The organism is Streptomyces sp. NPDC054840, assembly GCF_053611065.1.
The window spans coordinates 1-13,902 of sequence record NZ_JBSGZP010000127.1 but is presented as its reverse complement, the minus strand read 5'-3'; the positions used below and the strand labels follow the sequence as shown (position 1 = coordinate 13,902).

At 74.2% G+C, this 13,902-nt stretch carries 13 protein-coding genes and 1 tRNA gene; 9 read left to right on the top strand and 5 right to left on the bottom strand.

Annotated elements, in window-relative coordinates; translation table 11 throughout:
* Positions 1-29: 29 nt before the first annotated feature.
* The 3 genes from ACWGIU_RS12365 to ACWGIU_RS12355 all read right to left on the bottom strand — a co-directional run bounded on the left by ACWGIU_RS12365 (position 30) and on the right by ACWGIU_RS12355 (position 1,088).
* Positions 30-437, bottom strand: coding sequence for an HAD-IA family hydrolase (locus ACWGIU_RS12365; protein ID WP_453704965.1), 408 nt, complete (start codon positions 435-437; stop codon positions 30-32).
* A gap of 160 nt (positions 438-597) precedes the next feature.
* Positions 598-960, bottom strand: coding sequence for a hypothetical protein (locus tag ACWGIU_RS12360; RefSeq protein ID WP_453704963.1), 363 nt, complete (start codon positions 958-960; stop codon positions 598-600).
* Between the two features lie 53 nt (positions 961-1,013).
* Positions 1,014-1,088: transfer RNA gene (locus ACWGIU_RS12355), tRNA-Trp, on the bottom strand.
* Positions 1,089-1,386: 298 nt separating this feature from the next.
* Here ACWGIU_RS12355 and ACWGIU_RS12350 point away from each other — a divergent pair.
* Entirely contained in the window at positions 1,387-2,508 is a 1,122-nt protein-coding gene (locus ACWGIU_RS12350) for a glycosyltransferase (RefSeq protein ID WP_453704961.1), read from the top strand.
* A gap of 15 nt (positions 2,509-2,523) precedes the next feature.
* On the opposite strand, the gene ACWGIU_RS12345 is transcribed toward ACWGIU_RS12350, so the two are convergent.
* The gene (locus tag ACWGIU_RS12345) at positions 2,524-2,787 is read right to left on the bottom strand and encodes a hypothetical protein (RefSeq protein WP_453704960.1); all 264 of its coding nucleotides are present in this window, start codon (positions 2,785-2,787) and stop codon (positions 2,524-2,526) included.
* A 313-nt stretch (positions 2,788-3,100) separates the two neighbouring features.
* On the opposite strand from ACWGIU_RS12345, the gene ACWGIU_RS12340 reads away from it, so the two are divergent.
* The 5 genes from ACWGIU_RS12340 (at position 3,101) to ACWGIU_RS12320 (ending at position 9,907) form a co-directional block, all read left to right on the top strand.
* Complete coding sequence (locus tag ACWGIU_RS12340) at positions 3,101-4,705, top strand: phospholipase D-like domain-containing protein (RefSeq protein WP_453704958.1); 1,605 nt, start codon at positions 3,101-3,103, stop codon at positions 4,703-4,705.
* Between the two features lie 328 nt (positions 4,706-5,033).
* Complete coding sequence (locus ACWGIU_RS12335) at positions 5,034-6,131, top strand: LLM class flavin-dependent oxidoreductase (protein WP_453704956.1); 1,098 nt, start codon at positions 5,034-5,036, stop codon at positions 6,129-6,131.
* Positions 6,128-6,769, top strand: coding sequence for a CE1759 family FMN reductase (locus ACWGIU_RS12330; RefSeq protein WP_453704954.1), 642 nt, complete (start codon positions 6,128-6,130; stop codon positions 6,767-6,769). Before ACWGIU_RS12335 ends, ACWGIU_RS12330 begins: the two co-directional genes overlap by 4 nt.
* A 120-nt stretch (positions 6,770-6,889) precedes the next feature.
* Positions 6,890-7,267, top strand: coding sequence for a hypothetical protein (locus ACWGIU_RS12325; protein WP_453704952.1), 378 nt, complete (start codon positions 6,890-6,892; stop codon positions 7,265-7,267).
* 705 nt (positions 7,268-7,972) lie between these two features.
* Positions 7,973-9,907, top strand: a complete 1,935-nt coding sequence (locus ACWGIU_RS12320; protein WP_453704950.1) for a DUF6777 domain-containing protein — start codon at positions 7,973-7,975, stop codon at positions 9,905-9,907.
* 191 nt (positions 9,908-10,098) lie between these two features.
* Here ACWGIU_RS12320 and ACWGIU_RS12315 read toward each other — a convergent pair whose 3' ends face one another.
* The gene (locus ACWGIU_RS12315; protein ID WP_453704967.1) at positions 10,099-11,040 is read right to left on the bottom strand and encodes a LysR family transcriptional regulator; all 942 of its coding nucleotides are present in this window, start codon (positions 11,038-11,040) and stop codon (positions 10,099-10,101) included.
* 107 nt (positions 11,041-11,147) lie between these two features.
* On the opposite strand from ACWGIU_RS12315, the gene ACWGIU_RS12310 reads away from it, so the two are divergent.
* Genes ACWGIU_RS12310 through ACWGIU_RS12300 form a run of 3 tightly spaced genes read left to right on the top strand, consistent with a single transcriptional unit; the run spans position 11,148 to position 13,856 of the window.
* Positions 11,148-12,125, top strand: a complete 978-nt coding sequence (locus tag ACWGIU_RS12310; RefSeq protein WP_453704948.1) for a zinc-binding dehydrogenase — start codon at positions 11,148-11,150, stop codon at positions 12,123-12,125.
* Between the two features lie 4 nt (positions 12,126-12,129).
* A complete protein-coding gene (locus ACWGIU_RS12305; protein WP_453704946.1) occupies positions 12,130-12,783 on the top strand; it encodes an NAD(P)-binding oxidoreductase in 654 nt (217 codons plus the stop codon).
* Positions 12,783-13,856: a DUF7405 family protein gene (locus ACWGIU_RS12300; RefSeq protein ID WP_453704944.1), complete on the top strand. Its 1,074-nt coding sequence runs from the start codon at positions 12,783-12,785 to the stop codon at positions 13,854-13,856. The genes ACWGIU_RS12305 and ACWGIU_RS12300 overlap by 1 nt, the downstream gene beginning before the upstream one ends.
* The last annotated feature ends 46 nt before the right edge of the window (positions 13,857-13,902 follow it).

The following is a 13,902-nucleotide window of genomic DNA, read 5'->3' as shown; positions in this document are numbered from 1 at the left end:
GCCGCTGCCCGGTGCCGAGGCCGGTCGGTTCACGCATGCGTCGAAGACGACGGTGCCGGGGCCCGCGAGCCGTCCGGACGGGGTGAGCCCCCCGCGTGGCCGAAGACGCGCATCCCGGCGGCGCGGGCGGCCTGGACGCCGGGGCGGCTGTCCTCCACGACCACGCACGCGGCGGGGTCGGCGCCCATCTGCCGAGCCGCGTGCGGGAAGAGGCCGGGCGCGGGCTTGCCGCGGGCCACCTCGGAAGCGCCGAAGATACGGCCCGCGAAGCGTTCGTGGAGCCCTGTGACACCGAGGGTGTGGCGCATCCTGTCGTGCGAGCCGCTGGAGGTGGCACAGACCGGCAGGCCGGTCTCCTCCAGTGCCTCGGGCAGCCCGTCGACCACCTCCGGCCCGGCGTCCACCGCGTCCGGTGGCGCTGCAGGAACTGCCCCCACCAGAAGGCGGCCGTCTCCTCGCCCAGCCGCTGCGCGATGTCCTGGGGGCCGGCGGCCAGGCTGGCCGAGTGCCCTTCCCGGGGCGATCCGGACGCGCAGGGCGATGCGTTCGGTGCGGTGTCGACGGGCACCCCGTCGCAGTCGAATACCACGGGTCCCCTCAGCGGCCGCGGCGCTCACCGAAGTGCACCGCGAGCCCGGCGGCGGCGCTCACGGCGGCGACGCCGGCCACCATGAAGGCGCTGCGTGAGCGCCAGGACAGCACCGACCGGCGCGACCGCGCGGACAGCAGCGAGCCCGTGCTGAGCCAGGAGGCGGCGGAGAGCACCGACAGGGAGGATCCGACGGAGGCGGCGCAGAGCGCGCAGCCCACGGAGCCGACGGACAGCACCGACCCCACCGAACCGACCGACAGCACCGAGCCGATCGAACCGATCGACAGCACCGAGTCCTTCGACCAGAGGGAGAGGCAGGACCCCTCACTGCGGTACCACGGGTCCGGCCACGCACGAGATGCGGTCACGGGCCCATCCTGACAGGGCAGAGGCCCCGGGGGACCGGCACGCGCCGGGCGGGCGGAGCCGACCGGAATCGAACCGGCGTCCTCGCGATGTTGGAGACCGCGCGCGTCGACCTCTGCGCTACGGCTCCGCCCGTCCCCGGACCGTACCGGTGCCGCCCCGCGGAGGTGACGCCCGGGCCGGCCGACACAGACGCCCCCGGCACGCCCCTCCCGGCACGCCCCTTACGGCCTCCCGGCACGCCTTTCCCGGTACGGCCGCGCCCCGGCGGCACGGCGCGCCCTGCCCGGCCGGCCGCGTACCAGAACGTCCGGTTATCGATCCTCCTGGGGGAACGCGACGGGCACGTCTGTCGGTTCACCCGAGGGGGAAGCGGGCCGAGCCCGCACGGCCCGCCCCCGACCGGCAGACCGACGCCAGGAGAAACCGTGCGCATACTCTTCACCGGACCGGCCGCAGCCGGCCACCTCTTTCCGATGATCCCGACCGCGCAGGCCTTACGCGCCGCCGGTCACGAGGTCCTGTTCGCGGGCTCGCAGCCGCTCGACCAGCTCCGCGGGACCGGCTTTCCGATCGTCGAGATCGGCGACGGCCGCAGCATCATGGACGTCTTCGAGCAGTCCATGGACCGGGAAGTGCAGTACGTCGCCCCGGACATGACCACGGACCAGATCCTCGACAGGGCCGCCCGCGGCTTCGCGCTCGTCTCCCGTTCGACCGTGGACGGTCTGCTGGAGGCCGCCGACAGCTGGCGCCCCGACCTGATGGTCCACGACTCCTTCCAGGCCTCGGCCCCGCTGGTCGCCGCCAAACTCAAGATCCCGTCGGTGGTCCACAACTTCGGTGTCACCTCCGGCCTCGACATGGTCGCCCGGCTCGCCGCCAACTTCACCGAGGCGTACGAGACGTACGGGGTGGCCGGCCCGGCCGAGCCCACCGCGCTGAACATCGTCCCCGCCTCCCTCGGCGGCGACCCGGGCGGCCTGCGCGTGCGCTACCTCCCCTACAACGGCGGCGGCACCGTCCCCGCCGGACTGCTGCGGCGCGGCAGCCGCCCGCGCGTCGCCATCACCCTGGGCACCGTACTCACCGCACTGGACGGCGTCCGCGCCATCGTCCGCCTGATCGAGGCCGCCGCGTCGGTGGACGCCGAGTTCCTGCTCGCCCTCGGCGACGCCGACCTCGGCCCGCTCGGCACCCTCCCGGACAACGTCCGCCCGCTGCCCTGGGTTCCGCTCGCCGAGCTGCTGACCACCTGCGACGCACTGATCCACCACGGCGGCTCCGGCACCCTGCTCACCGCCCTGCAGGCCGGCCTGCCCCAGCTCCTGCTTCCCCAGGGCGCCGACCACTTCACCAACGCCGGGGCGCTCACCGCCACCGGCGCCGCCCTGCGCTCCGCCTCCCACGACGTCGACGCCCCGCTCCTGGCCCGCCTCACCGCCGACCCGGCCCTGCGCGAGGCGGCCGCCCGCCTCCGCGCGGAGAACGCGGCCCTGCCGACCCCTGCCGAAACGGTCCCCGCGCTGGAGGCCCTGGCCGCCCCCTGAGCAGTGTCCGCGCGGTCACCGCCGACGCCGCAGCGCGGCGGTGCCGAAGGCGCCGGTGTCGGACATGGTGAAGCCGTGGACGGTGCGGGGGTGGATCTCGAAGGCGGGGCCGGCGCCCGCCGCGTCCAGGGCCCGGCCGAGCTCGCCGAGGGCCTCGGGCGTCATGCCGGACGGGGCGTGGCCGGGGTGGACCTCGGCGGTCAGCCCGCCGAGGAGGCGGCGCGGGCCGTCGGGTCCCTCGGCGCCCACCGGGACGTGGAATCCGGCGATGACGGCCACCCGCCCGCGATGCGGGGCGGGCGCATCGCCAGGAGGCCGCCTGTGCGGTAGCCGGTCACCGCAACCGGTCCGGCGCGGCCTCGGGCCGGGTGGTGAGGAACCCGGGGCAGGCGTCGGCGCCGCGCAGGAGGGGTTTTCGTCCCCGCCGGCGCTCCTGAGCCCGTGCGGCGGGCGGTCCGGCCCCGTGTGGCCGGAACTCGTCCGAGGCGGGCGAACAGAAGGCTACGTGCTGGTAACTTGCGGGAGTTGATCAAGGTCGGGGTGTGGCCGGCCACGCTCCCGGCCGGAGCCACCCCCCAGTCAAGGAACCACATTGGCACGCACCGTCCGTACGGCGGCCCTCGTCTCCACGACGGCCCTCGCACTCGGCCTCTCCCTCCTCGCCGCCGCCCCCGCGTCCGCCGCCGACGCCCCCACCCCGCACCTGGACTCCGTCGAGCAGGCCCTGCGCCAGGTCTCGCCGGGCCTGGAGGGCTCGGTCTGGGAGCGCACCGCCGGCAACCGGCTCGGCTCCTCCGTCCCCGGTGGCGCCGACTGGCTGCTCCAGACCCCCGGCTGCTGGGGCGACGCCGCCTGCGCCGACCGTCCCGGCTCGCGCCGCCTCCTGGAGAAGATGCGCCAGGACATCGCCGGCGCCCGGGAAACGGTGGACATATCCACGCTGGCGCCCTTCCCCGACGGCGGCTACCAGGAGGCGATCGTCGCGGGCCTCAAGGAATCCGCCCAGAAGGGCAACCGGCTGAAGGTCCGCGTCATGGTGGGCGCCGCGCCCCTCTACCACTCCACGGTGATCCCCTCGTCCTACCGCGACGAGCTGCTCGCCGGGCTGGGACCGGCCGCCGCGGCCAACATCACCCTCAACGTGGCCTCGATGACCACCTCCAGGGCCGCGTTCTCCTGGAACCACTCCAAACTGGTCGTCGTGGACGGCACCTCGGTGATCACCGGCGGCATCAACAGCTGGAAGGGCGACTACCTGGAGACCTCGCACCCCGTGAGCGACGTCGACCTCGCGCTGACCGGGCCCGCCGCGGGCTCGGCCGGCCGCTACCTGGACACCCTGTGGGACTGGACCTGCCGCAACAGCGGCAACTGGGCCTCGGTCTGGTTCGCCGCCTCGCCCGGCGCCGGCTGCATGCCCTCCCTGCCCCGGCCGGCCGCCCCGGCGGGCGGCGGCGACGTGCCCGCGCTCGCCGTCGGCGGCCTCGGCGTGGGCATCCGCCGGAGCGACCCCACCTCCTCCTTCCGCCCGGTCCTGCCCACCGCCGGCGACACCCGATGCGGCATCGGGGTGGCGGACCGGACCAACGCCGACCGGGACTACGACACCGTCAACCCGGAGGAGAGCGCCCTGCGCGCCCTGGTCTCCAGCGCGACCTCGCACATCGAGATCTCCCAGCAGGACGTCCACGCCACCTGCCCGCCGCTGCCCCGCTACGACGTACGCCTCTACGACGCCCTCGCCGCGAAGCTCGTCTCCGGTGTGAAGGTCCGCATCGTCGTGAGCGACCCGGCCAACCGCGGCACGATCGGCAGCGGCGGCTACTCGCAGATCACGTCGCTCTCCGAGGTGAGCGACGCCCTGCGCGGCCGGGTGACGGCCCTGACCGGCGACGGCGGCCGGGCGCGGACGGCCCTGTGCGAGAACCTCCAGCTGGCCACGTTCCGCGCGTCCGACAAGCCCACCTGGGCGGACGGCAAGCCCTACGCCCAGCACCACAAGCTGGTCTCGGTCGACGGGTCGGCCTTCTACATCGGCTCCAAGAACCTCTACCCGTCCTGGCTCCAGGACTTCGGGTACGTCGTCGAGAGCCCGGCCGCGGCCGGACAGCTCAAGAGCGACCTGCTGGACCCGCAGTGGCGCTACTCCCAGGCCACCGCGAGCTACGACTACGCCCGCGGCCGCTGCCAGGGCTGACACCCGCCGCCCGTAACCCCGGCCCGTAACCCCGGCCCGTAACCCCGGCCCGGCATCCCGGCCCGGCATCCCGGCCCGGCATCCCGGACCGGCACCCCCGGCCCGGCACCCCCGGCCCGGCACCCCCGGCCCGGCATCCCGGACCGGCGTCCCGGACCGGCGTCCCGGACCGGCGTCCCGGCCCGGCACTCCCGCCCCTGTTCCCCCCCGTCCGCCGGGGGGAAACAGGGGCGGTCCGCTTCCCGGCGCCCGCCGGGAATACCCCGGACGCACCCCCCGTTCCCAGATATGGTTGAACAATCAACAATCTTGGAAGGGTAGGGGAGCCATGCAGTTCGGGATCTTCACCGTCGGTGACGTCACGGCCGACCCCACGACCGGACGCGTGCCCGGCGAGCACGAACGCATCAAGGCGATGCTCACCATCGCGCAGAAGGCCGAGGAGGTCGGCCTCGACGTCTTCGCCACCGGCGAGCACCACAACCCGCCCTTCGTCCCCTCCTCACCGACCACGATGCTCGGCTACATCGCCGCACGCACCGAGAACCTGATCCTGTCCACCTCGACGACACTGATCACCACCAACGACCCCGTGAAGATCGCCGAGGACTTCGCGATGCTCCAGCACGTCGCCGACGGCCGCGTCGACGTGATGACGGGCCGCGGCAACACCGGACCGGTCTACCCCTGGTTCGGCAAGGACATCCGCGACGGCATCGACCTCGCCATCGAGAACTACGCCCTGCTGCGCCGCCTGTGGGACGAGGACACCGTCACCTGGAAGGGCAAGTTCCGCACCCCGCTGCAGTCCTTCACCTCCACGCCCCGCCCGCTCGACGGCGTCCCGCCCTTCGTATGGCACGGCTCCATCCGCTCCCCGGAGATCGCCGAACAGGCCGCCTACTACGGCGACGGCTTCTTCCACAACAACATCTTCTGGCCGGCCTCCCACACCGAGCAGATGGTGAACCTGTACCGGCAGCGCTACGCCCACTACGGCCACGGCACCCCCGAACAGGCCATCGTCGGACTCGGCGGCCAGGTGTTCATGCGCAAGAACTCCCAGGACGCCGTCCGCGAGTTCCGCCCCTACTTCGACAACGCACCCGTGTACGGCCACGGCCCGTCCCTGGAGGAGTTCACCTCCCAGACCCCGCTGACCGTCGGCTCGCCCCAGCAGGTCATCGAACGCACCCTGTCCTTCAGGGACTACGCCGGCGACTACCAGCGCCAGCTGTTCCTGATGGACCACGCGGGCCTGCCCCTGAAGACCGTCCTGGAACAGCTCGACCTGCTCGGCGAGGAGGTCGTGCCCGTCCTGCGCAAGGAGTTCGCGAACCTGCGCCCGGCCGGCGTACCGGACGCGCCGACCCACCCGGCCCGCGTGGCAGCCCGCAGGACCCCGCAGCAGGAGACGCAGGCATGAAACTCGTCGTCGTATCGGCAGGGCTGAGCTCGCCCTCCTCCACCCGCCTGCTCGCCGACCGGCTCACGGCCGCGACGCTCGGCCACCTGGACGCCGAACACGAGGTCATCGAACTCAGGGCACTGGCCACGGAGATCGCCCAGCACCTCGTCACCGGGTTCCCGCCCGCCCGACTGGCCGCCGCACTCGACGCCGTGGCGGCCGCGGACGGCCTGATCGCCGTGACACCGGTCTTCGCGGCCTCCTACAGCGGCCTGTTCAAGTCCTTCTTCGACCTCATCGACAAGGACGCCCTCACCGGCACACCGGCCCTCATCGGCGCGACCGGCGGCACGGCCCGGCACAGCCTGGTCACCGAACACGCCCTGCGCCCGCTCTTCACCCACCTGCGCGCACCCGTCGTGCCCACCGCCGTGTACGCGGCCTCCGAGGACTGGGGCGAACAGGGCCTGGCACAGCGGATCACCCGAGCGGGCACCGAACTGGCCCGCTCCATGCGCTCCGCCACCCAGGACGCCGACACCGCCGCCGCGCTCGCACCCCGTTCCCCGACCGGGGCGATCACCTCGACGGATCCCGCGAACGGCCTCACGACGATGCCGTTCGAACAACGGCTGGCCGCGCTGCAGGCCGGGTGACCCCCGGGCCGCCCCCGACGGGGAGGGCACAGGTCCACCGGGTCCGTGCCCCGCCCGCACCCTTGCGAAGCCCTTGCACGGCGGACCTCCCCGACCGGGCCGGCGCGTACGCTCGGCCGCATGCCCCGCTCCGAGAAGAAGCCCCGCAGGCTCGTCGCCGACGGACGCACCTACCTGTGGACGGTCCGCCACGCCCACCGCGTCCTGGAGGACGGCGGCTGCCGCAAAACCCTCACCCTGCACTCCCAGCCCTCGGGCACCGGCGGCCTGCTGCGCCTCGTCTTCGACGAGGGCCCCGGCCGGTACGTCGCGGGTTTCACCACCGGGTCGGGCGAGGTGGGGGAGACCGGGGTCGGCGCGCTGAACCTGCACGAACCGGGCACCGTACGGGTACTGCTCGACGCGGCGCTCGCCCGCGGGTGGCAACCGGAAGAGAAGCGGGAAACGAAGGCCGACGGCTGGACCTTCCTCGAAGCGGCGGTCGCCGCACGGGGCTGAGTCCGAGTCCGGCCGGACATGCCGGCCGCGTACCGGCGGCGGACACCACGAAGGCCCCGACATCGACCCGGGGCCTTCGTGCACTTCGCTGACCTACCACTTCAACGACCCCGGCGGCCGGGCGTCACGCCCCTGCGGCGAGCAGCCGTCGTACCGGGCGAGAACCGCCGGCGATACCGGTCGGCGGTGCCCCGGCCCCTCAGGCGGTTGACGACGGTCAGCAGGTGGACGCCCCCGGTTCAGGCAGGGCGTTTGTCAAGTCCCGAAAGGTCGCGGCATGACGGGGTGCGGGGGGAGGGGGCTTACTCAGGAGATGGACGCACGCGCAGTGGATGGTTCCCGCCGGGGCGTTTCCAGATGTTCAGGTTCCACCTCCGGGATGTGGAGGCGTCGACGGTCCGGAAGGAGAGAGCGCATGCGAGTCACCACGGTTTACCCACTGCCCCGCGTCGGGGGGCGAGCGTCGTGAATTCCCTGCCTCCTTCCTCCGAGCGTCCCACGGGCCCGCCGCCCGGCCCGTTGTCGGGCCGGGGCGCGCCTCCGGAGCCGCCGCCCCCACCGCCCCCTCTGCCGCCACCGGGTCCTCCGCCTCCCTCGGGGCCCCCCTCAGGGCCCCTTCCGGTCCCTTCCGGCGGGTTCCCGCAGCCGGGGGCGGGTGGCGGTGGCCGGGTTCGCGGGTGGCGGTCGCGCAGAGCCCTGCTGAGCGTGAGCACGGCGGTGGCCGTGGTGTCGGCGGTGGTGCTCAGCTTCACCATGCTGGGCGGGAACACCGCGGCAGGCGGTGAGGTATTCCTCCAGGCCGCTCCCGAGGCCGGGCCCGACCCGTTCACCCCTTCGACGGCCACACAGGCCGAGAACGTCGCCAACGCCACGCCCATGAACGCGGGCGTGAACGCGAAGGACGGTACGAGCACCAAGGCCGCCACGGACGGTGTGCGCACGCTCGAGGTCGACGGCGGGTATCCAGGGCTGTACGGCGGAACGCGGAACGTCGCGAGCTGTGACGTCGAGAAGCAGATCCGGTTCCTCACCCAACACCCGGACAAGGGCCGGGCGTTCGCCCTCTCGCTGGGCATCCGGCAGCCCGGGATCCCTTCGTACCTGCGGTCGCTGACGCCCGTCCGGCTGGGTTGGGACACCAGGGTCACCAATCACGGATACCGGGACGGCTTGCCCACCAGCTATCAGGCGGTCCTGCAGGCCAGCACTCCCGTGCTGGTCGACGCCCGGGGCGTGCCCCGGGTCCGCTGCGCCTGCGGCAACCCCTTGGACCCGCCCGTCGCGGTCAGGGGCAGGCAGACCTACAGCGGCGCGAAGTGGTCCTCGTTCCGGTCCTCCGGCCTCGTCGCGGTCAAGCCCGCCGTGAAGCCGGTGAAGACCGTCACGGTCTTCGACCAGGACGGCAGGGGATGGTACGAGCGCCCGAGCGGAGCGGCGGAGGGCACGCCCGACCGCGCGGTCCCGCCCCCGAAGGGCCAGCCCGCCGGCTCTGCCTACCCGGTTCTGCCGGCGGCCCACCCGGGATCGGTCCAGCCGCCCCCTGGCACGATCTCGGACCGGCCCGCCTCCGGCCGGGTACCGAACCGGCCCCCCGGGAACGCCCCCGCTCAGAGCCCGGGCGATGCCCCTGATCAGGCCCCTGGGAAGGCACCGGCACCGACCTCAGGCCAGAAGCCGGGCAGGGATGCGGAGGAGGGCTCGGAGAAGGTACCGGGCCAGGATTCCGGCCGCGCACCAGGCCAGGAGTCCGGCACGGACCCGGGCAAGGCCCCCGAGAAGGTGCCGGGCACGGACCCGGGGCAGGATCCGGGCGAGAACCCGGGAAAGGAGCCGGGCCCCAAGCCTGGCAAGCCGCCCGCACCGGACACGGACACGGACACGGACACGGAGCCTGGCCAGGACCCGGCCAAGGAGCCCGGGGATGCTCCGGCCAAGGACCCGGCCAAGGACCCGGCTAAGGACCCGGCCAAGGACCCGGCCAAGGACCCCGGGGAGGCTCCGGCCAAGGACCCGGCTAAGGACCCGGCCAAGGACCCGGCCAAGGACCCGGCCAAGGACCCGGGGAAGGCGCCCGGCAAGGAGTCGGGCGAACAGCCGGGCAGGGAGCCCGGCCAGGAGTCGGGTGAGAAGTCCGGCCAGGCTCCCGGGAAGGCCCCCGGCCAGGAGCCGGGCAAGGGCTCGGGCAAGGGCTCGGGTCGGAAGTCAGGCCAGGATCCGGCGAAGGCGCCCGGCAAGGACCCGGGCAAGGGGGCGGGCCAGGCTCCGGACTCGGCTCCCGGGAAGGTGCCGGACTCCGGCCACGACCCTGGGAAGGCACCCGGTCACGACACAGGCAGGGACACCGGTCAGGAGTCCGGGGGCCTGCCGGGCCAGGCTCCGGACTCGGCTCCCGGGAAGGTGCCGGAGCCCGGTCAGGAGCTGGGCAAGGGCGCCGGCAACGTTCCCGGAACGGCACCCGGGAAGGCGCCGGGCAAGGAGCAGGGCCAGGGTTCCGGGAAGGCGCCGGGCCAGGATTCGGGCGCCGGCCCCGGCAACCGCCCGGGGAAGGCATCAGGGGAAAAGCGCCCGAATCCTGGTGGCGAGCCGGGGCGGCAGCAAGGCGGGGATCCCGGTGACCAGCCGGGGGAGCGGTCCCGGTGATCCGGTTCGCATGGGGGATCCCGTGACGCACCAGAGGCCGACGGCGCTCCTGTCATCCGCTCTCATCCGCCGGCCACGCCCACGGCCAGGCCCGCCCACGGCCACAGCCACGCCCACGGCCAGGCCCGCCCACGGCCACAGCCGCGCCCACGGCGGCCAGGCCACGCCCACGGCCACGGCCGCCCCCACGGTCACGGTCCTGCGCCGGGACGCCGGGGCGCCGCGGACCCGCCGTCGAGCCACCCCGCCTCCCGGGCCGCGTCCAGTGCGGCATTCGTGAAGTGCGTGACGATCGGCGACGGCGAGGTTTCCGGGAGCACCAGGTGGGTGGCGAGCGGCCGGGTCCCAGGAGCGAGCGGCACCCAGCGCAGCCACTCCGGCAGCTGGTCGCCGGACGACGCGGCGACCAGACCCACCGTGCGGGCGTCCCGCAGCACGCTCTGCGTGGGATCGAAGGCCATCGGGCGCTCCGTCAGCCGCGGTACCAGGCCCGCCCCCTGGAAGACCGCCAGCACCTCGTCGTAGTGGCCGGGGTTGGCCTGCCGCTCGTGCAGCACCAGCGGGAAGGCCGCGACCTCGGCCAAGGTGAGCTCGCGCCGCCCGGCCAGCGGATGGGCGGCCGCCAGCAGCACCCCGCGCGGTTCGGTGCGCACGAGCAGCAGCCGGACCCCCGCCACCACCTCCGGCGAACGCGCGATCCCGGCGTCCGCCCGCCCGTCGAGCACCGCGTGCGCGATGTCGGGGGTCCGCAGCACCTCGGCGGCGACCTGGACGTCCGGCAGCCGCACCCGCACCGCCTCCACCAGGCTCGGGACGGTCCCGTACCCCGTACTGGTGCTGTACACCAGGCGGAGCCGGCCCAGTTCGCCGCGTCCGGCCCGGCGGGCCGCCTCCCACACGTCCTCCAGCGCGGCGAGCGCACCCGCACCGCGCTGGTACACGGCCTGGCCGGCCTCCGTGAGGCGCACGACACGGGTGGTGCGGTGCAGCAGCAGCACGCCCAGCCGGCTCTCCAGCCGGCGGATCTGCGTGCTCAGCGCCGGCTGCGCGATGTGCAGCCGGGCCGCCGCCCGGGTGAAGCTGCCCTCCTCGGCCACGGCCAGGAAGTAGAGCAGCAGTCTCGCCTCGGGCATCGTCACCCCGCCATCGTAGGGGCGCCGCCCCATTCATATCCGGGAGTTATGAACCGAGACAGAGCTGGTCTTTCCCTCCGGGCACGGGCCCTGCCTACGGTCGGTGCATGACCTCTCCCCGCACGTCTCCCGCCTCCGCGCACCCCGTACCGCCGATCCTCCCGCAGCGGATGCGCGCCTGGATCGGCACCCCCGACGGACCCGACCTGCGCATCGTCGACCTGCCCGAACCGGCCCCCCACGAGGCGCTGGTGAGCGTCGCGGCCTTCTCCGTCAACCGCGGCGAACTGAACCTGTTCCGGCGCCGCGCCGAGGGCTGGCGGCCCGGGCAGGACCTAGCCGGCACCGTCGTACGGGCCGCGGCCGACGGCAGCGGCCCCGCCGCCGGTACCCGGATCGCGGCGATGAACGACTTCGGCGGCTGGGGCCAGTACGCGGCCGTCCCCGTCGACCGCCTCGCCGTCCTGCCCGCCGCGGTGGCCTTCACCGAGGCGGCCACCCTCGGCGTCGCCGGACTGACCGCCCTGCGCGCCCTGCGCCGCGGCGGGCCGCTGCTGGGCCGCCGGGTCCTGGTCACCGGCGCGAGCGGCGGCGTCGGCTCCTTCGCCGTGCAACTGGCCGCCGCCGAGGGCGCCGAGGTGACGGCGCTGACCGGCACCCACCGCGACCTCGACCTGAAGGCACTGGGCGCCCACCACGTCGTCACCTCCCTCGCCGACACCGAGGGCGATTTCGACGTGATCCTCGAATCCGTGGGCGGAGAGGTCCTGGTCTCGGCGCTCAAGCGGCTGTCCGGCTTCGGCCACATCGTGGTGCTCGGCACCTCCTCGGGCCGCACGGCCAGCCTCAGCATCTCCTCCTTCGTGCCCCACGCACGCCAGACCCTGCACCCCTTCTGGGTGTTCGGGTCCGGTGAGCCGGTCGGCGAGGACCTGGAACTGCTCGTCCGCCTGATCGACCTCGGCCGGCTGCGGCCGGTCCTGGGCCACCAGGACGCCTGGGAGCGGCTCCCCGAGGTGATGACGTCGCTACGCGAACGGCGGATCGCCGGCAAGGCCACCCTGCTCGTCCACGACGGGGCGTGAGGGCATGGCACAGATCGTCGTCGTCGGCTCGCCCTACAAGGCCGGCAGCGGCAGGATCATCGCCTCGGCGGCAGCCGACCGGGGCCACACGGTCCGCTACGTCGGCGACCTCGGCGACCCCGCCCGGCCCGGAGACCTCGGCGAGCTGACGGACGCGGCCGGCGTGCTGGAGGGCGCCGAGGCCGTCGTCCTGGTGCCCAAGCGGGGCGACGCCCGGGTGCACACCGAACGGGCCACCCGGGTGCTGCTGGAGCAGGTCCGGCGCCACGGACCCGGCGCGCACTTCATCCTGTTCAGCTCGTTCGCGGTGGGCCACGGACCGGCCCACCCGCTCAACCGGATCAACGACACGCTGCTGCCGGCACGGGTCGCCGCCGAGCGGCTGGTGCGCACCGCCGGCCTGCCGTACACCATCGTGCGGCCCACCTGGATGACCGACGACCCGCCCGGCAGCCACGCCCTGACCCTCAGCCAGCACCCCTATGGCGACGGCATGGTGGCACGCTCCGACATGGCCGCCGCGATCGTCGCGGCCGTCGAACAGCCGGCCAGCCGGTCCACGACCTTCAGCCTGTTCAACGAACCCGGCGCGCCCGTGGCCGACTGGGCCGCGGCGTTCGCGGCCCTGCGCCGCGACGAGCCGCAGGAGGAGCTGTGATGCCCTTACGCCCCGCCGCCCAGCACGCCTGGGAGGACACCTTCCGCCGCGACGAGGCCGGCCGCGCACTGCCGCCCCGCCACCACCGGCTGCTGATGCTCGACGTGGCGGGCTCCCCCCTGCGGGAGGACGCCGCACACCTGGAGGCCGCGCTGGGCGCCCTGGAGGAGCGGTACGGGCACGGGCCCGACGGCATCCTGATGTGCCTGGGCTGGGGCCCGGGCTGGTTCGAGCGGCACACACGGCTGCGTTCCCCGGTGGGGCGGCCCGTCCCGATGGCCCGCTGGGAGAACCCGGTGCTGGAGGAGTACGACGCCTGCCTGCACCTGGCCTCCGACCGGGAGGAGACGGTGACGGAGGCCGCCGCCTCGCTCTTCGGGCCGGGACCGCAGGACCAGCGCGGGCGCCTCGTGCTGCGCGAGACGCGCAGCGGCTTCGTGGGGGAGGGCCTGCCGGCCGGGCGCCGGCCCCAGGCCGGCGTACCCGCGAACGCCCCGCTGCTGCTGGGCTTCCACTCGGGACTGCGGCGCAACCAGGCCACCGAGGAGGAGGTCTCGATCACGCGGGGACCGCTGGCCGGCGGCACGACCATGCACGTCAGCTACATCGTCCTCGACACCGACAGCTGGTACGAGCAGCACGAGGACGAGCGGGCCGCTCTGATGTACTCGCCCCGGATGACCGCCAAGGAGGCGCACGCACTGGTCGAGGACGCGGAGAGCGACCGTACGGAGCTGGCGGCGGTGGCCGCCGCCCACGGGCGGGTCGGCCATGCCCAGGCGACCGGGCGGGCCCGCCTCGCCGGCCGGCCGCGGATCAACCGCAGGGACTTCGCGACGATGGACCACGGGGTGCCCGGCACCCACTTCGTGTCCCTGCAGCGCACCATGGAGGACTTCCACGCCACCCGGGCGATGATGAACGCGGCCGACGCGTCCACCCACCACGGCGGGATCGGCGTACGGCGCAACAACGGCATCAACGCGTTCATGGACGTCCGGAGCCGGGCCACCTTCGCCGTGCCCCCGCGCGCCGAGCGCGCCTATCCGGGGCTGCCGGGGCCGCCCGCCTGAGCGGGCCGGGCCCCTGCGTACTCCTGACACGCGGAGCAACGGCCGC